23 protein-coding genes are annotated in these 24204 nt (G+C 38.0%); 17 read left to right on the forward strand and 6 right to left on the reverse strand.

Annotation, left to right across the window (positions count from 1 at the left end; translation table 11 throughout):
- The first annotated feature begins 76 nt into the window (after positions 1-76).
- From LF887_RS11610 to LF887_RS11620, 3 genes are read left to right on the forward strand one after another with little or no spacing between them, the layout of a single operon-like run.
- The gene (locus LF887_RS11610) at positions 77-1111 is read left to right on the forward strand and encodes a sulfite exporter TauE/SafE family protein (protein ID WP_236859351.1); all 1035 of its coding nucleotides are present in this window, start codon (positions 77-79) and stop codon (positions 1109-1111) included.
- Positions 1111-3654 carry a TonB-dependent receptor domain-containing protein gene (locus tag LF887_RS11615; RefSeq protein WP_317207801.1) on the forward strand — a complete coding sequence of 848 codons (2544 nt, stop codon included), beginning with the start codon at positions 1111-1113 and terminating at the stop codon, positions 3652-3654. The genes LF887_RS11610 and LF887_RS11615 overlap by 1 nt, the downstream gene beginning before the upstream one ends.
- Positions 3655-3689: 35 nt before the next feature.
- Positions 3690-4493: a phosphatase PAP2 family protein gene (locus tag LF887_RS11620; RefSeq protein ID WP_236859352.1), complete on the forward strand. Its 804-nt coding sequence runs from the start codon at positions 3690-3692 to the stop codon at positions 4491-4493.
- 60 nt (positions 4494-4553) lie between these two features.
- Here the strand turns inward: LF887_RS11620 and LF887_RS11625 are convergent, their stop codons facing one another.
- The 4 genes from LF887_RS11625 to LF887_RS11640 all read right to left on the reverse strand — a co-directional run bounded on the left by LF887_RS11625 (position 4554) and on the right by LF887_RS11640 (position 8285).
- Positions 4554-5357, reverse strand: coding sequence for an SDR family oxidoreductase (locus LF887_RS11625; protein ID WP_236859353.1), 804 nt, complete (start codon positions 5355-5357; stop codon positions 4554-4556).
- Between the two features lie 27 nt (positions 5358-5384).
- The gene (locus LF887_RS11630) at positions 5385-5822 is read right to left on the reverse strand and encodes an FAD-binding protein (RefSeq protein ID WP_236859354.1); all 438 of its coding nucleotides are present in this window, start codon (positions 5820-5822) and stop codon (positions 5385-5387) included.
- Between the two features lie 101 nt (positions 5823-5923).
- A complete protein-coding gene (locus LF887_RS11635) occupies positions 5924-7051 on the reverse strand; it encodes an FAD-binding dehydrogenase (RefSeq protein ID WP_236859355.1) in 1128 nt (375 codons plus the stop codon).
- Positions 7052-7172: 121 nt separating this feature from the next.
- Entirely contained in the window at positions 7173-8285 is a 1113-nt protein-coding gene (locus tag LF887_RS11640) for a hypothetical protein (protein WP_236859356.1), read from the reverse strand.
- A 169-nt stretch (positions 8286-8454) separates the two neighbouring features.
- Here LF887_RS11640 and LF887_RS11645 point away from each other — a divergent pair, with 169 nt between their 5' ends.
- Positions 8455-8883, forward strand: a complete 429-nt coding sequence (locus tag LF887_RS11645; protein WP_236859357.1) for a rhodanese-like domain-containing protein — start codon at positions 8455-8457, stop codon at positions 8881-8883.
- 1 nt (position 8884) lies between these two features.
- Positions 8885-9385 carry a TlpA family protein disulfide reductase gene (locus LF887_RS11650; RefSeq protein WP_236859358.1) on the forward strand — a complete coding sequence of 167 codons (501 nt, stop codon included), beginning with the start codon at positions 8885-8887 and terminating at the stop codon, positions 9383-9385.
- A gap of 158 nt (positions 9386-9543) precedes the next feature.
- Here the strand turns inward: LF887_RS11650 and LF887_RS11655 are convergent, their stop codons facing one another.
- Positions 9544-10554: a hypothetical protein gene (locus LF887_RS11655; protein ID WP_236859359.1), complete on the reverse strand. Its 1011-nt coding sequence runs from the start codon at positions 10552-10554 to the stop codon at positions 9544-9546.
- Between the two features lie 232 nt (positions 10555-10786).
- On the opposite strand from LF887_RS11655, the gene LF887_RS11660 reads away from it, so the two are divergent.
- From LF887_RS11660 to mug, 6 genes are all read left to right on the forward strand, one after another.
- A complete protein-coding gene (locus LF887_RS11660) occupies positions 10787-11170 on the forward strand; it encodes a DoxX family protein (RefSeq protein ID WP_236859360.1) in 384 nt (127 codons plus the stop codon).
- Positions 11171-11332: 162 nt separating this feature from the next.
- Positions 11333-12406 carry a sensor histidine kinase gene (locus tag LF887_RS11665; RefSeq protein WP_236859361.1) on the forward strand — a complete coding sequence of 358 codons (1074 nt, stop codon included), beginning with the start codon at positions 11333-11335 and terminating at the stop codon, positions 12404-12406.
- Positions 12387-13088 carry a LytR/AlgR family response regulator transcription factor gene (locus LF887_RS11670; RefSeq protein ID WP_236859362.1) on the forward strand — a complete coding sequence of 234 codons (702 nt, stop codon included), beginning with the start codon at positions 12387-12389 and terminating at the stop codon, positions 13086-13088. The genes LF887_RS11665 and LF887_RS11670 overlap by 20 nt, the downstream gene beginning before the upstream one ends.
- A gap of 142 nt (positions 13089-13230) precedes the next feature.
- Entirely contained in the window at positions 13231-16254 is a 3024-nt protein-coding gene (locus LF887_RS11675) for a SusC/RagA family TonB-linked outer membrane protein (protein WP_236859363.1), read from the forward strand.
- 11 nt (positions 16255-16265) lie between these two features.
- On the forward strand, positions 16266-17705 hold the full coding sequence (locus LF887_RS11680) for a SusD/RagB family nutrient-binding outer membrane lipoprotein (protein ID WP_236859364.1): 1440 nt from the start codon (positions 16266-16268) through the stop codon (positions 17703-17705).
- A 371-nt stretch (positions 17706-18076) separates the two neighbouring features.
- Positions 18077-18577, forward strand: a complete 501-nt coding sequence (mug, locus tag LF887_RS11685; protein WP_236859365.1) for a G/U mismatch-specific DNA glycosylase — start codon at positions 18077-18079, stop codon at positions 18575-18577.
- Between the two features lie 21 nt (positions 18578-18598).
- Here mug and LF887_RS11690 read toward each other — a convergent pair whose 3' ends face one another.
- On the reverse strand, positions 18599-19204 hold the full coding sequence (locus tag LF887_RS11690; RefSeq protein WP_236859366.1) for a DNA-3-methyladenine glycosylase: 606 nt from the start codon (positions 19202-19204) through the stop codon (positions 18599-18601).
- A 153-nt stretch (positions 19205-19357) separates the two neighbouring features.
- Between LF887_RS11690 and LF887_RS11695 the strand changes: the two genes are divergently transcribed.
- From LF887_RS11695 to epsC, 6 genes are all read left to right on the forward strand, one after another.
- Positions 19358-19843 (forward strand): GNAT family N-acetyltransferase, encoded by a 486-nt coding sequence (locus LF887_RS11695; RefSeq protein ID WP_236859367.1) that lies wholly within the window; start codon positions 19358-19360, stop codon positions 19841-19843.
- A gap of 96 nt (positions 19844-19939) precedes the next feature.
- Positions 19940-20356: an RrF2 family transcriptional regulator gene (locus tag LF887_RS11700; protein WP_262912527.1), complete on the forward strand. Its 417-nt coding sequence runs from the start codon at positions 19940-19942 to the stop codon at positions 20354-20356.
- An 81-nt stretch (positions 20357-20437) separates the two neighbouring features.
- On the forward strand, positions 20438-21151 hold the full coding sequence (locus tag LF887_RS11705; protein WP_236859369.1) for a phosphoadenylyl-sulfate reductase: 714 nt from the start codon (positions 20438-20440) through the stop codon (positions 21149-21151).
- Between the two features lie 11 nt (positions 21152-21162).
- The gene (gene cysD, locus LF887_RS11710; protein WP_236859370.1) at positions 21163-22071 is read left to right on the forward strand and encodes a sulfate adenylyltransferase subunit CysD; all 909 of its coding nucleotides are present in this window, start codon (positions 21163-21165) and stop codon (positions 22069-22071) included.
- 42 nt (positions 22072-22113) lie between these two features.
- Complete coding sequence (locus LF887_RS11715) at positions 22114-23352, forward strand: sulfate adenylyltransferase subunit 1 (protein ID WP_236859371.1); 1239 nt, start codon at positions 22114-22116, stop codon at positions 23350-23352.
- A gap of 5 nt (positions 23353-23357) precedes the next feature.
- Positions 23358-24188 carry a serine O-acetyltransferase EpsC gene (gene epsC, locus LF887_RS11720; RefSeq protein WP_236859372.1) on the forward strand — a complete coding sequence of 277 codons (831 nt, stop codon included), beginning with the start codon at positions 23358-23360 and terminating at the stop codon, positions 24186-24188.
- Positions 24189-24204: the final 16 nt, after the last annotated feature.

Genomic DNA, 24204 nt, shown 5'->3' on the forward strand with positions numbered 1-24204 from the left:
GACAATTCAAAATTTCTTCTAAATCGGATTGCACCTTTGTATTGAAAATATACTGAAGTGTAAAATTAATTTAGAAATGATTTTTAAAATTGCCCTTTTATTCGCAGGAACAATACTTGCATTCTGGATCAGCGCTATTTGTGGAGGCGGTGCAAGTCTGATTTTGATTCCTATCCTAAACCTTCTGCTTCCCACATCATTGGTCCCTTTCTCTTTGACGCTAGGTACTTTTACAAGTTCGGCCTCCCGGATTGCTGTGTTTAAAAAACATATCAACTGGAAAATATTTTTATGGTTTGTTCCGTTTTCTATTCCGGCAGTTCTGCTGGGTGCTTATATGATCAAATATGTAAACCCCAATTATCTGCAGCTTATGGTTGGTTTCTTCCTGATTGCAAATCTTCCTCAACTTTTTGTTTCTAAAAATAAAAAAGAAGAATCAGGAAAGCCTTATCCCAAATCTGCATTAGCAGTTATTGGTTTCTCAGCGGGTTTTATTTCAGGAATAACAGGTGCTGTAGGACTTCTTTTCAACCGCTTTTATTTAAAGTTCGGACTTAAAAAAGAAGAAATAGTGGCAACTCGTGCAGCAAATGAAATTTTCCTTCACCTGATCAAGCTTATCATTTATATCTCGCTGGGCTTATATTCCAATACCGCATTATGGCTGGGAATTGCGATAGCAGTAGCGGCAGTAGTGTCTTCATATACCGTGAAGTATATTCTTCCCCATCTCAGCGAAAACCTGTTCAAAAAGATAGGGTATGGAGCGATGGTAGTTTCCGGCATTACTTTGATGACCTCTACCTCCGGCAAAATAATCCAGCAGGATCAAATTGCTGTTAATACTTCGTCTACAGAAAATAAAAATGTGTACACCATGTCCTGGAGAAATACCCGTGTAGTATTGGAATATAAAGCCAATAAAGGACTGGAACTTGAAAAGAGCATCCAGCCGGAAGAACTTTCCGGAAATCTTAAAACGATGTATCATACACTAAAAGAACATTATGATGATGTACATATAGAAAAAGTATATGCGCTGGGGAAAGAAACTACTCATGGGTTCTACTGTTATAAAAACAAAGTGGTTACCAAGTATAAAGCCTGATGAATCAAGCAGAAAGTATAAATACAATCCTCTTAAAAAAAATATACAGTCTCAACTTTATCAAAGATCAAAATGCCTGCGCCTTTGCGCATAATAAAAAAGAAACATCAACTAATATCAACCCAATGACCAGCACTAAACTGTTACTTTTCCCATCTATTGTTATTTCGTCTATGGCCTCAGCACAAACCACTTCTGTGACTGTGTCAGGTAGAATCACCAATAAAGACAAGGCCGTATTGCCTTATGCTGGTATTATTTTAAAAAAGGAAAAAGACAGTACGTTTATTACCGGAACAATTACCAATGAAAACGGAAGATTTTCTATGACAGGGATAAAACCGGATCATTATCTTATTGAAGCGTCTGTTACAGGATACAATACAAAGTTACAGCCCATTTTCGTCGGAAGTCTTTCAGAATTTCTGGAGATTCCCGGCATTGACCTGGGACCGAAGAAGGATACAGAAACAAAAATAGAAGAAGTGACTATTACCGCTTCCAAAAAGTCTGAGATAGGTAATCAGCTTGACAAAAAAATATATTCGGTAGCGGATAATATCAGCCAAAGTGGAGGATCTGTATTACAGAGTATGCAAAATCTGCCTGGTATTACCATTCAGGATGGAAAAGTACAGCTTAGGGGGAATGATAAAGTTACGGTTCTTATTGATGGAAGGCAAACGGCAATGACTGGTTTCGGAAGCCAGACAGGCCTTGACAATATCCCTTCTTCATCAATAGATAAAATTGAAACCATCAATAATCCTTCTTCAAAGTATGACGCTAATGGGAATGCAGGGATCATCAATATTATCATGAAGAAAAATAAAAAGAATGGATGGAACGGGAAAGTAGGTTTCACAGCAGGACTTGGATCTCTTTGGGTAAGAAAAGAGAATCTGCCAACCATCCGTCCCCAGTATACGATGACGCCAAAGATCAATCCTTCACTTTCTCTTAATTACAGAAAAGATAAGGTAAACATTTTCCTGCAGGCTGATAATTTATATACTCAGACGCTTAATAAGAATGAATTTGTAACCCGTACTTATGACGATGGAACTGTTATCAATTCACAATTGAAAAGAAACAGAAATACTAATTTCTTTACCACAAAGGCAGGAATAGACTGGAATATTGATGATCAGAATACATTGACGATTTCAGGGATGTATGGCAGTGAGAAAATCATTGACCGTGGGGACCAGCCGTTTTTCAACGGAGATTTCTCTCAGCGTCTTCGGCTGTGGCAGTTTTTGGAAGATGAGTTAAAAACAACGGTTATGGGAACAGCTTCTTATCAGCATAAATTTAAGGAAGCCGGACATCTGCTGAATATAGGTTTTAATTATACTTTTCACAGAGAAGACGAAAAATATTTCTATGACAATTATTTACCTGCTACTACAGGAACTGATGCTTTCAAATTATTATCTGATGAACAGGTGTATGACTTTAATATAGATTATATAAAGCCTTTAAAATACGGGAGAATTGAAACAGGAATTAAGCTTCGAAACAGAAGTATCCCAACCAATATGCAGTTTTTCCCCGGAAGCAACTCTGTATTGGATGCCTCTGCGGGCGGAAAAGCTGATTATAAAGAATTTATACCTGCTGTATATGGAAATTATGTATTTGAAAATGACAAATGGGAAGCAGAACTTGGGCTAAGACTGGAATATGTGAAAATTCAGTATGATGTGAACCCCAACCATCCTACTTATAAAAGTGACGGCTATAACTATACTCAGCCATTTCCTAATTTTAGACTGGGCTATAAGCTGAACGACCGCCATAAGTTCTCTGTCTTTTATAACAGAAGAGTAGACCGTCCTAATGAAGTTGATATCAGAATTTTTCCAAAATATGATGATGCCGAGATTATTAAGGTAGGAAATCCTGCACTAAGGCCTCAGTTTACCAATTCTGTTGAACTTGGGTATAAGTACAATTGGGGCAGCGGGTATCTGTATTCTGCTTTATACCATCGTTTTGCCAATGGAACAATTACCCGAATTTCAAGTATCGTTCCGAACAGTACGCTGATTTATGCTATATTCCAAAATGCCGGAAAAAGCTACAATACAGGTCTGGAAGCAATATGGAACCAAAAGATGTCGGATGTATATTCTTTCAATATCAATGGGAATCTTTACCGCAACCAGATCAATGCATTTTCAGTACTGAATCTCTATCCTGAACCCAATACATTCTCTGCTGATAAGCAGTCTGCCATTTCAGGAAACCTTAAAATGAACAATATTTTTCACTTTTCAAAAGGGCTGGACCTACAGTTTACTGCAGTTTATCTGGCTCCCGATGTCATTCCTCAGGGAAGAATACAATCAAGATTTTCTATAGATGTGGGAGTGAAAAAAGCGATTCAAAAAGGGAAGGGAGAAGTGTTTCTCAACGCTTCAGATCTACTCAATACAATGGTCATTAAGAAAAAAATCCAGGGTGTTGGATTTGCTTATACCAGCAATGATTATTATGAAACGCAGGTAGTAAGATTGGGATACAGTTACAAATTTTAATACAGCATTTAAAAACTTTATAAATATGATTTAGGATGAAAAAGCAATTTCAAAAAAAATGGATGTATTTAGCTGTCTTAATTTCAGTTTTCAGCAATGTGAATGCTCAAAACAATAAAGATACGATTACGGTTCAGGAAACAAAACAAGACAGTATTGTAAGTATTCAGCAAAATAAACTGAATTACAAAAGCCTGATTATTCCCGCCGTATTCATTGGCTACGGGGTTGCCGGATTATCTATGAATAACCTGAGACAACTTAATATATCTACCAAAACCGAAATCAATGAACACCAGCCGGGCCGTACAATATTGGATAATTATACCCAGTATGCCCCTGCTGTAATGGTATATGGCTTCAATGCAGCCGGGATAAAAGGAAAGCATAATCTGAGAGACCGTACAATCATCTATGCCTCTTCACAGCTTATCGCTGCAGCATTCACAATGCCTTTAAAATATCTGGTGAAAGAAGAAAGGCCAGACGGGTCAAATACGTTGTCTTTTCCTTCAGGACACGCTGCCACAGCATTTTCTTCTGCGCAGTTCATGTTTAGGGAATACAGAGATACCAATTTCTGGTTAAGCCTTTCAGGATATCCGTTCGCTGTTTTTACCGGGGTATACAGGATGGTGAATGATAAGCACTGGCTGGGAGATGTAGTTGCAGGAGCGGGTTTTGGAATTCTTTCTACAGAACTGGCTTATTGGCTGTTTCCCAGAATTGATACTATACTGAGGGGGAAAGATAAAACGAAAAATAAGTTGTCATCTACAATGGTTATGCCTTTTTACCAGAACAAAACGCTGGGAATAGGATTGGTGAAAAACTTTTAAAATACAAACTCTTTCATACAGGAATTTCTCCCTTTCAAGGGCCCGAAATTCCTGTTTTTGTTAAACCACCTTTGCTTTACGGATTACTTTAGCTAATAATGACGGGAAGAATCGTTTAAGATAAACGGCCATTACTTCCTTCCCTCCAATAGCTTTTTGATTTTTCCGTTTTTGAACAGCATAGAGCATTTTTTTTGCAAAAACATCCGCAGGCATACCTTTTCTTGTGGCATCATCCATAGTGCCTTGCTGTGAGCCATCTCCGGTTACTGCATGGATAGAAATATCGGTCTGTATAAAACCGGGACAGATAATAGTAACCAGTATTTTATAATCATATAATTCCGCACGTAGAGCATCAAAAAAGCCATGTAAAGCATGTTTTGCGGCTGCATATCCGCTTCGCATAGGGGCTCCGAATATTCCCATAAGGCTTGATACAACAGCAATCTGCCCTCCGCCATTGCTGATCATGTAGGGAATCACTGCTTTAGTAAGGGCAGCTGTTCCAATAAAATCAATATCCATTAGACGTTTATCTACCTCTATATCCGTTTCTATGGCTAAAGAACGCTGGGATAGTCCGGCATTGTTGATAAGAAGGTCAATCTTTCCAAATTGTTCTATTGCCTTTGCTGCAATAGCGGGCATATCTTTATAGTTCATGAGATCTAAAGGAAGCACAGCATACCGTTCAGCAGAAAGGCCTGCTTTTTCAGCAACGGTATATAATGGCTCTTCTTTTCTTGAGGAAATAATGATTTTGGCATTACTATTTAGGGCAAGTTCCTTTACCAAAGCTTCTCCAATTCCTGAAGAAGCTCCTGTGATCCAGATGACCTTGTTGTCAAAATATCGGTTCATATTTACATATCAGTATTTTCAGGTAAATTATTTCAATCCGGCAATATATTTTCCGGCCTTCATTCCGGAGAAAATACATCCTCCAAGAAATGTTCCTTCAAGCGCACGATAACCATGCATTCCGCCACCGCCGAATCCTGCGGCTTCTCCTGCAGCAAAGAGTCCTTCGATAATGCTTTCATCTTGTCTTAAGACCTGTCCGTTCAGATTAGTCTTAATTCCGCCTAATGTTTTCCTGGTCAGAATATTAAGGCGTACAGCGATCAATGGTCCGTTTTCAGGAGAGAGTATTTTGTGCGGAGCGGCAACCCGACCTAGCTTATCACCTAAATAATTGCGCGTATTTCTGATATAGTTAACCTGAGTGTCTTTTGAAAACTTATTGTCAAGCTCCCTGTCTCTTGCCTCTATCTGTGATTTTATATAATCATAACTCAGGAGATGATCGCCTGACAATATATTCATTTGATCTACCAGTTCTTTCAGATTATCGGATACAATAAAATCTTTACCATGTTCTTTAAATGCTTCTACAGGCTCCGGAGCCTTTTTCCCAAAGATTCTTTTCAGAAAAAGAGAATAATCTTTATTCGTAATATCCGGATTCTGCTCAGAACCGGAAAGGGCAAATTCTTTTTAATAATTTTTTGGGTAAGAATAAACCATGAATAAGAGAAACCTGTTTCCTGAATATATTTCAAGGTCCCCAGTGTATCAAATCCCGGAAGAAAAGGAGCCGGCAGCCGTTTTCCTTTAGCATCAAACCATAGGGAAGAAGGTCCGGGTAAAATTCTGATTCCATGGTTAGGCCATATCGGATTCCAGTTTTGTAAACCTTCCGTATAATGCCACATTCTGTCGCGGTTAATAATATCAGCACCTGCATTCTCTGCAATTCCGATCATTTTCCCGTCTACATAAGCGGGAACTCCACACACCATATTTTCGGGCGCTTTTCCTAATCTTTCGGGCCAGTTTTTTTTTACCAACTCATGATTGGCGCCAATTCCACCGGAAGCGATGATAATATTTGACGCTGTATATTCAAATTGTGAAATAATATTTCGGTTTGTCTCAGCACCTCTTTCTTTATCATCATTCTCAAGAATGTCTCCTTTGACACTTTTTACATTTCCATTTTCAAGGATCAGTTCTGTTACTCTGCGTCTGAACTTCATTTGCAGCAATCCTTTTTCCTTAGCCTGGTAGGCTTTTTCCACAAAAGGCCTTATAACACCTGTTCCGGTTCCCCAGCTCACATGGAAGCGGGGAACAGAATTCCCATGACCGGTTGCTGATCCGTCACCACGTTCTGCCCAGCCTACCATGAACATCAGTTTGATTCCCAGCTTAGAAATGTATTCATATTTTTCACCTACAGCAAATTTCAGGTACGCTTCAGCCCATTTTCGGGGCCAGTAATCTTCTTTGCGGTCAAATCCTGCTGTGCCTTTCCAGTCCTGTAAAGCCAGTTCATAAGAATCTTTAATTCCCATTCTCCGCTGCTGAGGTGAATTGATAAGAAAAAGTCCTCCAAATGACCAGAAAGCCTGGCCTCCAATATTTTCTTCTGTTTCCTGGTCTAGTAAAAGTACTTTCTTCCCGGCATTGGTAATTTCCATTGCAGCAGTAAGTCCGGCAAGTCCGGTTCCTATAATGATAGTATCAGGCTGGAATGTTTCTTCTATATTCATGGACTGAAATTTTTGTTCTAAATACGTATATAAATGTATAAAATATTTGTATTCATAGAAGATTAGAAGCAGCCAAATATCAATCTTAAATTTGATTTAAAGGATATATAGCCATGTTCTTTTATTCTATGATCTCAACTTCCATCTTAGCTCCTAATTCTTCCAGTTGCTGGCAATGATAATCCAGCCATTTATAATAGCCTGTCGTAAACAAAATCCTGTCGTTTTTACTTAAGGCCAAAGCTTCTGATCCGGACAGTTTATGTTCCTTTTTCAGCAAAGCAATAATCTTTATTTTATTCGGACCGATATCGGTAATGTATAAATTGGCTTTCCGCCAGTCAGATTCATTGGTTTCAGTTTCTGCAGTTTCCTCATCCATTTCCGGATTATTTTGAATCGCCTCTAAAACCTCTTCCCAAAAAGGATTTTCTATGTCTTTATATTTTGAAAAATAATCTGCCAATTCGTTTTTATCAGATCTTACAGAAAAGGTATCATCCACTATTTTCTGAAAAATGTCTAAGCTCTCAGCTATTTTTAAAGGCTCCCAATATCCCTGGCCATGATAGGCAAAGTACACAGGAAAGCCCATTGATTCCTCTTTTAAACTGATAAAAAACGGATCAGCAAAATAATTAACAGCCAATACAACCCAATCTGGTTTGAAATCCCCGGGATTATTTCCGGTAAGCACCTTATTCTCAATGGAATTGTAGTGGTAGCCTTCCTGAAAATAATAGATACGGTCTGCTGCAGCATAGTTCTCAGGAAGCATAAGGCCCTCTGTAACAACTTTGTTTTCCAGGAATTTTATAACAGCCGGATGAGAAATGATGTGCTGAAATAAAACCTCATTTTTTTTCATTATCTCCTCTTGATCTTTAGTAGATAGAGTGGTCTGCTCTCTGTCAAAAGGGAATTTTCGCTGCATCCAGTGCATCAGATCGCGGTCCAGAACTTCCAGCATTTCCTCCTGTAACGTACCATACGAACTTAGATACACTTTAGTATCGTTTTCTTTTTTAGAGATAACAGCAACCTGTCCACCTGAATCATCTGCAACAGGGATGTAATCTGGAAGAAATTCTTTAAACTGATACGTACTGTATCGTTCTTCGATGTCTTCTTTGCTACGGAATATGCGCACCGTATCATAAACGATCTCATCTTCAAATTTTTTTGTAAAGTTTTTTATAAATTCAAACCAATGAGCGGGAGGGCTTACTTTCATAGACGTACAATAGTATTATGCTTTTCGGGGATTTATGATCAGGAAACCTTTTATTATCCATAATCATCACTAAGGTACAAAATGTGGATCCATTTTTAATATTTCTTTTAATTTTTTACTTTCAATTTCCAATTTTGAACTTCTTATTTATCTTTGTGAAAAATAGAATATGAAGTATTTGTTTATCATTGCGTGCTTTGTCTGCTCTACATTCAGTCAGGCACAGCAAAAATCTGATCCATGGAAAGACAGCCAACTTATGGATCCTGCACTTCTTGCATCCAGAATTGAAAAAAAGAAAACAAAAGATCTGGTTATTATCTCGGTGGGGCCTGAAGCTATTATTAAAGGTTCGGTAGATATCGGGCCTACCCATGAACCTGAAAACCTTGAAAAACTAAGAAATTATCTTAAAAATGTCCCTAAGGATAGAGAAATTGTAATCTATTGCGGATGCTGTCCTTTCGTAAAATGTCCAAATATTCGTCCGGCATTTAATCTGCTGATGGAAATGGGGTTTAAAAATGCAAAACTTCTTAATCTTCCTAAAAATATTAAAACAGATTGGCTAGATAAAGATTATCCTACAAATGACTAATATGAAGATTCGTTTTACAGTATTCCTTTTAATGATCATTTCCGGATTCGTTTTTGCCCAGAATAGTAAAATAGAAGTAGGTAAAAAAGCTCCTGAAATTACAATGGCTAAAGCAGACGGAACCCCGTTTTCTCTTTCTACACTGCAAGGAAAGCTTGTCTTAATAGACTTCTGGGCTACGTGGTGTGCGCCATGTGTGGAAGAACAGCCGGAACTGAAAGCATTCTATGATACGTATGCTGATCACGTGAAAAACAATAAATTTGAAATTCTGGGTGTTTCTCTGGATAAAAATAAAGAAAGCTGGCAGAAGGCTATAGACCGTTTTGGTATTAACTGGATTCAGATCAGTGATTTAAAATTCTGGAAAAGTCCGGTTGCCAAGACTTATGAAGTGGATGAGCTTCCTTTTAATGTCATCATTAACGCAGAAGGAACCATTATTGCTAAAAATCTTCATGGAGATGAGCTCAGTATATTTTTAAAGAAGACTTTACAATAGCATTAAATATTTAAAAGAGTGACAGTAATTGCCACTCTTTTGTAATTGTGTATTAGAATCTAAAGCTTAATAATTGTTTTAAATTATTGCATAGTATACATAAGAAAGATCATTATGAGGGAAATAATGATCTCTTTTACATTTAATGATTATTTTTTTTAATCAATCCTGGTAAGAACAATTCTATAGGTCTGGCTTACGTTTCCGTTATTAGTTACATTAATAGTTCCTGCAGAAGGCATTGCCAAGGCATAGTTGAGAGCCGTATTATTGCCTCCATCCTGGCATCCTGATATTCCAGTCCACTCAACAACAATGTTTGTTCTTACAGTTTGTGTGAAAGTAGGGCGGGCAGGCGGAGTTCCGTTAGTGACATATCCAATCTGTCCATTAAGTCCATAATTATTATTAAAAGAGAAGTTGTGAACTAAAAATTCAGCAGTGCTATAATTAACACAAGCATCACTTACAATAACAGTGGCTTTATAGATTCCCTGGGCCAGTCCGGTTATCAATGTACCTACACTTGCTGAGGCTACGGTTACCTGGTTAGATGTTAATCCACCATAATTAGAGGAAGGGGATGCTTTCACTACAACTCCTGTAGGGTCTACATAAATTGGCGCAATTACAGTTGAGCCCGTAGCCTGGCTTACTGTTCTCAGTCGGGTCGTTCCGTTCACATCTAGTACGTTAGTGGGAGTCCCAGTTCCAATCCCGACATTGCCAGTTCTGATTGAAATAGCTCCTGCTCCCGAGTTTGAACCAACAGCTCCTCCTAAAGAAACATCACCATTATCATTCAATACCATTCTGCGGATATTATTCACACGATCAATGATTTCAAAAGAATTGGCAGAACCTGTTGTTCCACCTGTAGTGGGAGATATTCCCCAGGCAGAAGTGGTTGAGCTAAAACGGGACTCACCACCATCTACGTGGAGTTTTCCGGCCGGAGTATTGGTTCCCACTCCCAGACTTCCTGTAGGGGTTACCGTAACATCATTGGCTTGTTCAGCTGCTGTAGGAGTGCCTGTTGTGGGATTATCTTTCGCGGCATCTATGGTAAAAGCACCCTGTGGATTTGGAGTATTAATACCTACCTGTGCATTAATTTTAATGCAAAAAGATGTAGCAGTTATTACAACTGATAGAAATGTTTTTTTCATATTTTTAATGATGTAGGTTACTAATACATTGGATATAAATATAATAAATTATCATAATATTTCTATATTTAGAGATTTAATTAACATTGTACTGAAAGAAAAAAGGGATAGGTAAAGATTACCATTATTCCTCAAATTATATTTACGACGTAAATAAATCCTTCGTATACGCCTAATAGTCATTGGTCTGCAAAATAATACAATCAGTTATCCTGATGTCTATTTTTGTTTCATGAAAAATAATTTCTTCCTTCGTTTTGCGCTGTCAGTTATTTTACTGATGCATAGTACAATGTCTATTTTCAGTGGTGATATCAATAATTTTGGACTACAGTATCTGGATGCCATAGGATTTAGTCCGGTAGGGCTTTATATAGCATGGACAGTCAAATTAACTCATCTTGTCTCTGTACCTTTGCTCTGGCTGGACCGTTACATCAAACCGGTAGCCATCTGTAATATTTTGATTTTTGTTTTTGGGATTTACTATGTCCATTGGCAAAATGGCTGGTTCGTAGTTGGAGGAGGGACTAACGGCGCTGAATTTAATTTCCTGCTGATATTTTGCTTTCTGAATCTTATGTTCCCAAAAATTCGTTTAAAAAAAACATCATAAATTCTATCGATGAAGCGTTCTGCAGAAAGAGAGAATTAAGTTTAAAATGATCAGATAAGTAAAAAATAGGGTAGTTTGTAGATGAATTGCAGGATTTCGTAGCTTTTATCTTTATATCTTTGACTTAATGGTATTACTTTGTATTCTTAAAACTCTATACGCTTGAAATCTGATAAAAAATCCAAGTTACAGATTCATTTGCTGTTTTGGATATTGTATTATATGCTGGAGGCTTATCTCGACTTTTACTGGTCCAGATATCAGTTTCCGGATTTCAAATGGCAGCTTCGGATTCAGAATACACTTGTTCTGGAGCTGGGATATCTTCTGATTAAAATTCCGCTTGCTTACAGTCTGCTGTATGTGTATGAGAAGATGAATATCAGAAGCTTTTTCAAATATGTTCTTTACATAGTGATCATCGTGGCAGCTGTCTTCGGACACCGTTTTTTTACGCATTATATCATTTATCCTTACATCTATGGTATTATAGAAACGTTGGATGGCAAGCAGCCGTCAGGATATATGAATGGGTTTGTGGTATTCAATTCATTTATGGATCTTATTTTTATGGTAGGATTGGTCTTTGGTGTTGAGATAACAAGACAGAAAAACCTTCTGAAAGAGCAGTTTTCACAGTTGAAATCAGAAAAGCTGGATCAGGAATTAACAATGCTGAAGGCTCAGATCAATCCGCATTTTCTGTTCAATACACTCAATAACATTTATGGAATGGCTTTAAAAAAAGCCGACGAAACACCTGATGTCATTCTGCAGCTTTCAAAAGTGATGAGGTACAACATCTATGAGGCAGCAGAAAAAACCATTTCTCTGGAGAAAGATATTGAAAACATTAAGGATTTTATACAAATTCAGAAAATCCGCCACCGCCATCTTACAGTAGATCTTACGGTAGATATGGATAATCTTTCTCAGAAAATTTCTCCTCTTATATTGATTCAGTTTGTGGAAAATGCTTTTAAACATGGTGTTTCAGAAAGCCTGGGAGAAAGTTTTATTCATATTGATATCCGGCTGAAAGACGGAATCCTTACTTATTTTATTGAGAACTCAAAAGAAGAAAGATCTGTAGAACATTCAACTAAAATAGGAGTAAAAAACATCCACAGACAGCTTGAACTGCTTTATCCCAAACACACTCTTTCTGTTGAAAATAAAAGTGACCGTTATATTGTAAAACTAACCATAGATTTCCATGATACATTCAAAGCCTAAAAAATACAACTGCATTATTGTAGAAGACGAACCTATTGCCGCTGAAATTCTGGAAAGCTTCATTTCCAGAGATAAAGAGCTTAATCTGGTAGGGAAGTGCGCTGATGCAGTATATGCCAGCAGTCTTCTTACTATTCATGAGGTAGACCTTATGTTTCTGGATCTTCATCTTCCGGTAGTGAAAGGTTTTGATTTTCTGAGGAAATTGAAAAATCCCCCATTCGTTATTGTCACCACAGCCTATCATCAGTATGCTGTAGAGGGGTATGAGCTGGATATTGCTGATTATCTGATGAAGCCTATTCCATATGATCGTTTTCTGGCAGCTATAGGAAAATTCAAGTATTTAATGGAAGCGGAAGATGCTTTACTTGAAGTTGCAGACCGGGAGCATATTTTTATCAGCAGCGGAAAAAAACAGGTTAAAATTATTCTTCAGGATATTTTCTATATTGAAAGCTTAAGGGAATACATTAATATTCACACGAAAGCTGAAACATTCACTTTTAAAATGCCAATCAGTAAAATAGAGGAAAGTTTGAACCCCAGGCTTTTTACCCGCATTCACAAGTCTTATATTATTTCCAAATCAAAAATTGACATGAAGTCTGCCAGCATCATTCAGATCAATGGGAAAAAACTTCCGATCGGCAGAACCTATAAGCCCTCACTGGAGCTTTAAATACTTTAGAACAAACAGTATAAATCATGGATTAAATAATTTATATTTTTAGTAGACGCTATTCAGCCGTTGATATATAGCTTTCTCCATAATCTTCACTAATTGTTGAATTTTGATAAAACAATAAGAAAAATCAATAATTATGAAATACAAATTGAAGCTTCTGAGCGTGGGGGTTGCTTTTTTCATGGGAAGCGAAACTTACTTCAGCCAGGGAAGGCGGGACACCCTTAAAACACAGAATATTGAGGGAGTTGTAGTGACCGCTTTAGGAATTAAAAGAGAAAAAAGATCTCTTGGCTATTCTACGCAGGAAGTGAAAGGTGAAGATATCAGCAAAAATCCTACGACTAATTTCCTGAATAACCTTTCAGGGAAAGTAGCAGGCCTTGAGATCAGACAATCTACCAATTTTGGAGGTTCTGTAGATGCAGTGTCCAGAGGCTACAAATCTATTCTGGGAGATAACCAGGCTCTTTTTGTTGTGGACGGAGTTCCAATTATCAACAGGAATATCAATTCCAGTGTTCAGCAAAACGGATTTGGAGGTTATGATTACGGAAGTCCTGTTTCAGATATCAATCCCAATGATATTGAAACGATAAACGTTTTAAAAGGGGCTGCTGCAACCGCTTTATATGGATCCAGAGCCCAAAACGGAGCCATTATTATCACAACAAAAAAAGGAAAGAAAAATACGCAGGGTATCGGTCTGGAATATAGCGCAGGTATTTCCGTATCTACCGTAGATCAATCTACATTCCCTGAATACCAAACTGAATATGGACAGGGATATTGGGGAAACCATTTCCAGTCTTATGAAGGCGGTCCTTTGGCTTTTACATTACACGATGCTTCTTATGGAGCTCCTTACGATCCTGATCTTATGGTTTGGCAATATGATGCCTTTATTCCGGATTCCCAGAATTTTGGAAAACAGACTCCCTGGACCATTGCCAAAAACGGCCCGGTAACTTTTTTCGAAAAAGGGATTAACCGAACCAATACTATTGCACTGAGTGGCGGAAGTGACATCGCATCATTCAGATTGAGCTATTCCAATACTTATGCAACTGATATTTTTCCTAATTCTTCGCTCTCAAAGAATAATTTTGGAGGAAATGCTTCTTATAAGATCACAGATCAACTTACTGCCTCCATTTTTGCCAATTACATTGTGCAAAGTACCAAAGGAAGAAATACAACAGGATATGGAGATAATATCATGGGGAGTTTCCGCCAGTGGTGGCCCACGAATGTAGATATTAAGTATCAGAAATACCTCTATGATACTTTTAATAAAAATTATAGCTGGAACATCAAATCTCCTGTTAACCTGGCTCCCAATTACTGGGACAATCCTTATTTTGTAAGGTATCAGAATTACCAGAATGACAAAAGAGAACGTTTTGCGGGGAACTTCAGTCTGAACTACGATCTATCAAAAAATATTAATATTCTGGGAAGAGTAGGTATTGACGGTTATAATATGATTATTGAAGAAAGAAAGGCAGTAGGCTCGGTTCCCGCATTTTTCAGTTTCAATCCTATAGAACAGCCTTCAGGATATGCGGTGACCAACCTCCGTTTTACGGAAACCAATTATGATCTCATTGCGACTTATAAAAAGAATATCACTGAAGATTTAAATGTTCAGGCCCTCGCAGGAGGAAATATCAATGTACAGACCAGCTATTCCAATGCACAGACTACATCTGGAGGACTTTATATTCCGGGGCTTTATACCATTGCCAACTCGGCATCATCCCCTGCAAGCCCCCTCATCACAGATACCTCCAAATATATTTATGGGGCTTTTGTTCAGGCTTCTTTAGGATATAAAAATACCTATTATCTTGAAGGAACTTTCAGAAGAGACCAGTCTACAGCACTCCCAAAAGCAAAGAATGCCTATTATTATCCTTCCGTTTCGGCAAGTTTTGTATTTTCCAATGTACTGAAACAGCAATGGATGAGTTTTGGAAAATTCCGGGCCGCTTATGCTGAAGTTGGTTCTGATACTGCTGCGGATCAGCTGCGGAATAGGTTTACCGTGCAGACCTCATTTGGAAACAATCCTGTATATTCCTACAATACCACATTGAGAAATACTGATCTTCTTCCTCAGAAACTGAAAAATTTTGAAGCAGGAACTAATATGCAGTTTTTCAAAAACAGAATCGGGTTTGATCTGGCGTGGTTCAGAAATATTGCATCTGATCAGATTCTGCCACTTCCCATATCACTCGGAACCGGTTCCGGGGCTAAAATTCAGAATACAGGAGAACTTACTACCAAAGGGGTGGAGTTATCTCTAAATGCCGCTCTGGTGCGGCTCAATGATTTTACCTGGGAAATGGGACTCAACTGGTCCAATCCCAAAACTAAAGTGACCGCTTTACGGGAAGGAATTGAGAATATTACCATAGGTACTTTGCAGGGCGGAATTACGATCAATGCGCCTCTCCATGAAGAGTACGGAAGCATTTGGGGAGCTGATTTTGTATATGACTCCAGCGGGAACAAAGTCATAGGACGAAATGGTGCTTATCTTCATACTGATGATTCTAACCATAATCTTGGAAGTTTTCAGCCGGATTTTATTGCAGGATTAACTAATTCTTTTACCTATAAAAATTTTAATCTAAGCTTTCAGATTGATTGGAAAAAAGGAGGAAAGATATTTTCCCTAGACCAGTACTACGGCTACGGAACAGGACTGTATCCTGATTCTGTTGGTTTAAATGACCTTGGAAACCCTGTCAGAAATACATTGGCTAATGGAGGCGGGGTTATTTTACCGGGAGTCATGCAGGATCCTAATAATCCAGGCTCTTATATTCCCAATACGATCCGTCTGGACCGTTCCATGTCCAGCCAGACTCTGGAAACAGATCCACCTGTGGCGGCATTTGTATATGATGCAAGCTTTATCAAACTACGTCAGGTTTCTATTTCCTACACCTTTAATAAAGATCTTTTTAAAAACATAGGGGTTCAGGCGCTTACTCTTGGATTAACAGGAAGCAATCTCTGGATTATTCACAAAAACCTTCCTTATGCTGATCCGGAAGCGGGACTTTCGTCGGGAAGTATTCAGGGATATCAATCCGGGGTTATGCCTTCCACAAGAAATTTTGCATTCAATCTGAAAGTTAATTTTTAAAAACTATTACAATGAAAAATACCATTATATTCAGTTCTTTTTTAGCATTACTGCTGGTAGGATGTACATCAGACGACGTCAATCTTGATCCCCATGTCGTCTACAATGCAAGTCCTGAACCTCTTATTACTTATGCGCAAAAGGAGCTGAGTGATTATATGACCACGCCGAGTGTTAACGAAAACAATTTCCGGCTTACCATGCAGTACTGGCAGGAAACCACTTACGTGAGTGAAAGCAATTATAATTTTACGGGCCGAAACGTCTCTAATAACGTATGGGGTGATCATTATGTAAATGTGCTTAATAATCTTAATAAAGCAAAAGAATTTATAGAACAATACCAGCCCGTTCCTTCAGAGCTCAGCACATGGCCTGCGAAGAAAAAAAATCAGTTAGCCATTATAGATATTCTGTCCGTTTATACCTTTCAAACCTTAGTTGATACTTTTGGAGATGTGCCCTACAGCCAGGCTCTTAACAATGATTTGTTTCCGCTTCCTGCTTATGATGACGACGCAAAGATCTATCAGGACCTGATCAGCCGTTTAAAAATTGATATCAATAATCTGGAAAGAGGAAAGGGGACTTTTGGCCCGGGGGACATCATCTACGGAGGTGATATCGGAAAATGGCAAAAGTTTGGAAATTCGCTGCTCCTGAAGTTGGGAATTGCAATTTCTGATGTTAACCCTTCCTTAGCACAATCCAGTATTAATACGGCAATTACGGGTGGTGTTATTACAGATGAATCACAGAGCGGCCTTTTTGGATATCTTGCTGCCACTGCCAATTTTAATCCGTTATTTGAAAATCTGATTGTGAGTGGAAGAGATGATTTTTTCGCGGGTAAACCGTTTGTCAATTTCCTTAATACAACCTCAGACCCGAGAGTTTCCAAATACTTCCAGGATGTAGACGGAGAATACATTGGGCAGACTATTGGTGTAGCCGGAAATTTTACAGATTTTTCTGCTCCGGGTATTTTTGCTTATACTTTGACAACTCCGGGAAATCTCATTACGCATACTGAAGTTGCTTTTTATCTGGCGGAAGCTGCCGCAAGATTCGGAATTGGAGGAAATCCCGAAATCCTATATCAGAATGCAGTTCAGGCTTCATTCAGAGAATGGGGGCTTACCCACCAGGAGACTCAAAATTATCTTACAGCCCATCCTTACAATGCGGGCAACTGGAAAAAATCTATTGGAGAACAAGCCTGGGTTGCAATGTATAATCATCCCGTGGTCTCCTGGAATTTTTACCGCCGTCTGGATTATCCTGTATTACAGGCCCCGCCTACTGCCATTGCCAACGCAGATGGAAAAGTACCCGTAAGACTTCAATATCCCACTCTGGAAGCCACTACAAATGGAACCAATTATGCCAAAGCCGCCGCGGCAATAGGAGGAGATAAACTGACTACCAAAGTTTTCTGGGATATACATTAATGAAACAAAAAACTCAATAGTTGTGAATACAAACTTTTTAATAAATGAAATTTTAGACTGTCTTGATTTGCAAAGATGAGTTTGTAGATGAAGAACCTCCATTGATAGATATTTTTATCGACTCCCGATTCGTTAGTCTAAATTTACAGCAGAGAACAAAGGAGAATCACAGCAAACGCACAGATGATGAGAGGATATTCATCAATAAAATTCAATATTAATATAATGTGGTTGGTTTATTATTCTCATGTTGAATAATGATTTGGCTTAATGATCAGCAATGATCTTAAGCCAATTTCTTTTTATAGGAACTTCTTTATTTCTGAAATAAAATACATACATTCACTTCTTTATTGCAATCTAATTCAGATATGTTAACAGATATTATTGCTCCTGATCTTCAGGTTATTTTTTGTGGAATTAATCCCGGTTTAAAATCAGCAGACGATGGCCATCATTTTTCAGGAAGAAGCAACCGCTTTTGGAGGGTTCTGCATCAATCCGGTTTTACGCCTTATGAGATTGAAGCTGTGCACGATACTGATCTTTTAAATTTTGGATATGGGCTGACAACCGCTGTAGCAAGAGCGACTTCCCGTGCTGATGAACTTTCAAAAGAAGAATTTGACAATTCCCTTGAAGATTTCAAAACCAAAATTACTCAATTTCATCCTCAATATCTGGTTTTCCTTGGCAAGGCAGCCTATAAAGCATTTTCTAAAAAGAAAGACATTCTGTGGGGAGAGCAGAAAGAAGACTTCTGTGGTGCTAAAGTCTGGGTTTTACCTAATACAAGTGGCTTGAACCGGGGATTTTCTCTTGATGATCTTGTTGCCCATTACCGTGCATTTTATCAGGTTATTTCAAAATAAAATTAATCCTGCTTTTTAACATTAAATTTTATTAGGTTTACTCACATATTTATTCCCTTTTACAAAAAAACGCCATGGCAAAAGGGCATCTTCCTGTGCATATGCAACTCCTATACGGGGGCTCGCTATAATTTCATCATCATTATATTGAAATCCTTGATCTTCAATCCATATTTCATCTCCGGTCAGCTCTTTTTTATTAAAAGTAAGGTCGATACCTAATGCTTTTGCAGCAGATCCGGGACCGGAAGATATCGCAGCTTTAGCAGCCGGCATTTTTCGTCTGGCTTCCATGATTTCTTTGCCTATCAATGGTTCAACAGCCCTTATTAATACAGCATTTGGTTCATTTTCAACGGAGGTTACAATATTAAAAAGGTGATGAATTCCGTAGCATAAGTACACATAGGAAAGTCCTCCATGGCTGTACAATATCTCAGTACGGTTTGTACGTCTGCCTCCATACGCATGGGAAGCCTTATCCTGTATTCCGAAATAAGCTTCTGTTTCTACAATGATTCCGCCGGTTATATCACCGTCAATATCTGTAAAAAGTACTTTTCCCAAAAGGTTTTTGGCCAGAAAAAGGACATCCTGATTTGAATAGTAGGAAAGAGGCAGTTTCAAGTGAATGATTTTTATCGGTTAACAGATCAAATTTAATATAAATTCACCATTTTCAGGCAGATTTTAGTCATGTCAACAAAGTTTTTAAGGTCAGATTTTAGTTTATTTACGTATTTTTATATATTATTCAGTTTGAATCACATTACTATCTCTATGCATTACAAAAACGACATGATCATTATCCGTGAATTTGTTCCACAAGAGTTTGCGCTGTTTTTAGAGCTGTTTGATAACGAAAATGTTACAAGATATCTGCCCTATAAAACACCTGATGAATATAAAGAAATGTTTGACAAAGCATTATCGGATTACAAAGATGGCCCCTTCAGCAGATGGGGAATATTTGATGCTCAAACCAATGATTTCGTAGGAATGGGTCTTGCCAGAACTTTCCTCGATAATCCCGAACAGATAGAAATAGGATATACATTAGGAGAAAACTATTGGGGAAAAGGATTGGGAACAAGCGTATGCAAAGCGCTTGTTGAGTACTGCCTTTCTCTGCATCATCAAAAAGATATAGTTGCGGTAACTGATCTGGATAATATTGGCTCTCAGAAAGTTCTTCTGAAAACCGGTTTTGGCAGAACAGAAAATCTGGTGAGAGGAGATAGGGAACTGGCTTATTTTATATTGTAAACATTCATACAGCTGAAACACTCAAGAGATTATTAACTCATTTCATTTATTATTACATTTCATTTATCAGATAATTTGTCATAACTTGCAGGAATTATGATGTCGAAACGTTGCAAATACGCACTAAAAGCAATGGTCAGATTAGCAAGGAATTATAACCAGGGCTTTCTGTCAACATCCATTATTGCACAAGACGAAAACATCCCCAAAAAATTCCTGGAACAAATACTCCTTGAACTTAAAAGAGCTAAACTTGTAAACAGCAAGCAGGGAAAAGTAGGAGGATATTATCTTCTGAAATCGCCCGATGATGTTTCATTAGCAGACATTTACCGAATCTTTGACGGTCCTATTGCTCTTACTCCATGTGTATCTTTAAATTTTTACGAACCCTGTGATGATTGCGTAGATGAAGCTTCGTGCTACCTCAGAAATGAATTGATTATCGTCCGTGAAAAAACAAGAAAAAGCATGATGGAGGCTACTCTGACTAAATTTATCAACAACGGATAATTTTTTTTATTTAAATTCTACTATTTTGATAGGAGTTATAGAATTTTATATATATTTGCAATATTAAAATTTCAAATAGTAATGGAAAATAGTCTGAAAAATGAATTTGAAACACTTCTGAAAGCAGCTTCTGAAGGCTCTTTTCGGGATAATGCACTGCAGATACTGGTAGACAGATTTCCGGGTAAGGTTATTTTTTCTACGAGTTTCAGCTATGAAGATCAGGTCATCACCCATCTGATAAAAGATCTCAATATTGATATTTTCACATTGGATACAGGAAGACTTTTTGAACAGACTTATGAAACATGGAGTAATACAAGAGCTTTTTTCAAAAAGAATATCAAAGCTTATTATCCGGATACAGAAGAACTGAAAAACTTCGTGTCGGAAAATGGACCGGATTCCTTTTACCAGTCTGTAGAACAGAGAAAAGCATGCTGTACGATCCGTAAGGTGCATCCGTTGAAAAAAGCACTGGAAGGGTATCAGGTATGGATCACAGGTTTGAGATCAGAACATTCTGCCAACCGCCAAAATATGCCGCAGTTGGAGTGGGATTCTGATAATAAGATCATCAAATATCACCCGATTCTTCACTGGAGCTCCGAACAGGTGGCAGACTATGTAAAAGCATATCATCTACCTTATAATCATCTTCATAAAAAAGGTTTTGTAAGTATAGGCTGTGAACCATGTACCAGAGCGGTTAAAGAAGGAGAAGATTTCAGAGCGGGCCGCTGGTGGTGGGAAGATGCCAACAAAAAGGAGTGCGGTTTACATATTCATCAATAAAAAGAGAAAAAATGTCGATACATCAGTTAAACTATTTAGATCAGTTAGAATCCGAATCTATTTATATATTAAGAGAAGTTGCAGGGCAATTTGAACGTCCGGCTTTATTATTCAGTGGCGGAAAAGACAGTATTGTACTGGCTCATTTGGCCAGAAAAGCATTTCTTCACGGAAAAATCCCGTTTACATTTGTTCATGTAGATACCGGGCATAATTTCCCTGAGGTTTTAGAATTCCGGGATCAGCTGGTTGCTCAGCTGGAGGTTAATCTGGTAGCAAGAAAAGTGGAAGATACCATTAAAAGTAAAAAGTTAACTGAAGCAAAGGGTAAGTTTCCCAGCAGAAACTGGCTTCAGACCCATACCTTACTGGATACAATAGAAGAATTTGAATTTGATGCCTGCATTGGAGGTGCAAGAAGAGATGAGGAAAAAGCACGTGCGAAAGAAAGAATATTTTCTGTCCGTGATGAATTTGGACAATGGGATCCCAAACTTCAGCGTCCTGAACTGTGGAATATTTTTAACGGAAAAATCCACAAAGGGGAAAATGTAAGGGTATTTCCGATCAGCAACTGGACAGAACTTGATATCTGGAACTATATCCGCAGAGAGAAAATAGCATTGCCTTCTATCTATTTTTCGCATGAAAGGGAAGTAGTAGACCTTAACGGGCAGTGGCTCGCGAATTCTGAATATGTGTTTTTAGAATCTGATGATATTGTCACCACAAAAAAAATACGCTACCGTACCGTGGGAGATATGACCTGTACCGCTGCAGTAGAATCTACCGCTACTACTATAGATGCTGTTATTGAAGAAATTGTAGCCACAAGAATTTCGGAGCGCGGAGAAACCCGGATTGATGACAGAGTGACAGAAGCAGCAATGGAAGATCGAAAAAAAGGAGGGTATTTTTAATAAATGATTTATGATCATTCACAATTTATAATTCAAAAACGGATGGATATATTAAGATTTATAACAGCAGGAAGTGTAGATGACGGGAAAAGTACCCTTATCGGAAGACTGCTTTACGATAGCAAAAGTATTTTGCAGGATCAGCTGGAAGTACTTGAAAAACATTCAAAAAACAAAAACGAAGACGGAGTAGACCTTGCTCTTTTAACAGATGGACTCCGGGCAGAAAGAGAACAGGGGATTACCATAGATGTTGCCTACAGGTATTTTTCAACTGCCAAAAGAAAATTTATTATTGCTGATGCTCCGGGGCATGTACAGTATACCCGCAATATGATCACAGGAGCTTCAAACTCTGACCTTATGGTTGTCCTTATCGATGCGCGTAAAGGAGTTATAGAGCAGACAAGAAGGCATTCTATGATAGCATCACTGTTAAAACTGAAAAAAGTTGCTGTAGCCATTAATAAAATGGATATGGTAGAATATTCGGAAGACGTTTTCGAAGCCATAAAATCAGACTACTCCAAAATTGCAGAAAATCTGGAACTGAATGACGTGAGTTACTTTCCCATTTCAGCACTGAAAGGAGATAATATTGTTTCAAAATCCACAAGAACAGACTGGTACAAAGGAGATTCTCTTCTGGAATATCTTGAAAAGTTAACCCTGAATGAAGAAATTAATGCCGGAAGCCGTTTTCAGGTTCAGTACGTAATCCGCCCCCAGACTGAAGAACTGCATGATTACAGAGGATATGCAGGACAGGTGTTAAGCGGACAATTCAAAAAAGGAGATAAAATACAGATTCTTCCTGCGGGATTAATTACAGAAATTTCCAGGATTGAGATCAACGGATCTGAAAAAGAAGAAGCTTTTGAAGGACAGCCGGTTGTTATCCATACCACTCATGATTTAGATATCAGCAGAGGTGATATTTTCGCCACTGAAGAACAGCCTCCTACCGTAGAAAAAGATCTGGAAGTTCTCTTGTGCTGGCTGGATCAGAAACCACTGCAGCCAGGCAATAAATACCTGTTGCAACAGAACAGCAGATTGGTAAAAACCGTCGTCAAAGAAGTAGATTACAAGATCAATGTCAATACCCTCGGCCGGGAACGGATAGAAAGTGATATTAAACTTAATGAAATTGTGAAAGTTACATTGCGAACGGCACAACCTTTGGTCTATGATAGTTTTATCAATAATAAAACAACAGGATCTGCAATTTTAGTAGACGAAACTTCTAATTCAACTGTTGCAGCCTGTATAATTCAATAGAAATAATGGCAATTTCCGATCACTTAATTCAAAAAATTCATGAGACCAAACAAAATAATATTCATGGATTTTTTGACAAAATAAAGACTAAAAAATTTGTAAAGGATTTATACGAAGCGCTTTTCCTGCCTCAAAGGGATAATACGGAAGATGAGTTGAAAAGAAATTTTGAAGCACTCCAAAAAACGCTTTTTGATCTGATCAACACTGTCACAGGAAATGATGAAATTACAGAAAGGCAGGTAGATGAGTTTCTTACAGCTTTACCTGAAATTTACGGGCAGTTGGTTCTGGATGCAAAATCTATTCTGGAGTTTGACCCTGCAGCAGACTCTCTGGAAGAAGTATATCTGGCATATCCAGGATTTTTTGCTACATATGTATACCGTATTTCGCATCAATTGTGGAATCAGGACGTAAAGATATTACCACGGGTTATTTCAGAATATGCCCATAGTAAGACAGGAATAGATATTCATCCCGGTGCAGTAATTGGAAAATCATTTTTCATTGATCATGGAACCGGAATCGTCATCGGAGAAACGACAATTATAGGAAACAATGTCAAAATTTATCAGGGAGTAACCCTGGGAGCATTGAATGTTTCGAAAGAAAAAGCCAATCAGAAAAGGCATCCCAACATAGAAGATGACGTCATTATCTATTCCGGGGCTACCATTTTGGGAGGAAATACCACCATAGGAAAAGAAAGTATTATCGGAGGAAATGTATGGGTTACGCAGGATGTGCCCGCCCATTCTCTGGTTTATCATAAAAGCGAAATAAAAATAAAGGATAACAGTTCATTACCTGAATCTTTAACCTTTGTGATATAAAAAAACAAAAAAATTA

The organism is Chryseobacterium sp. MEBOG06, from assembly GCF_021869765.1.
GTDB lineage: Bacteria > Bacteroidota > Bacteroidia > Flavobacteriales > Weeksellaceae > Chryseobacterium.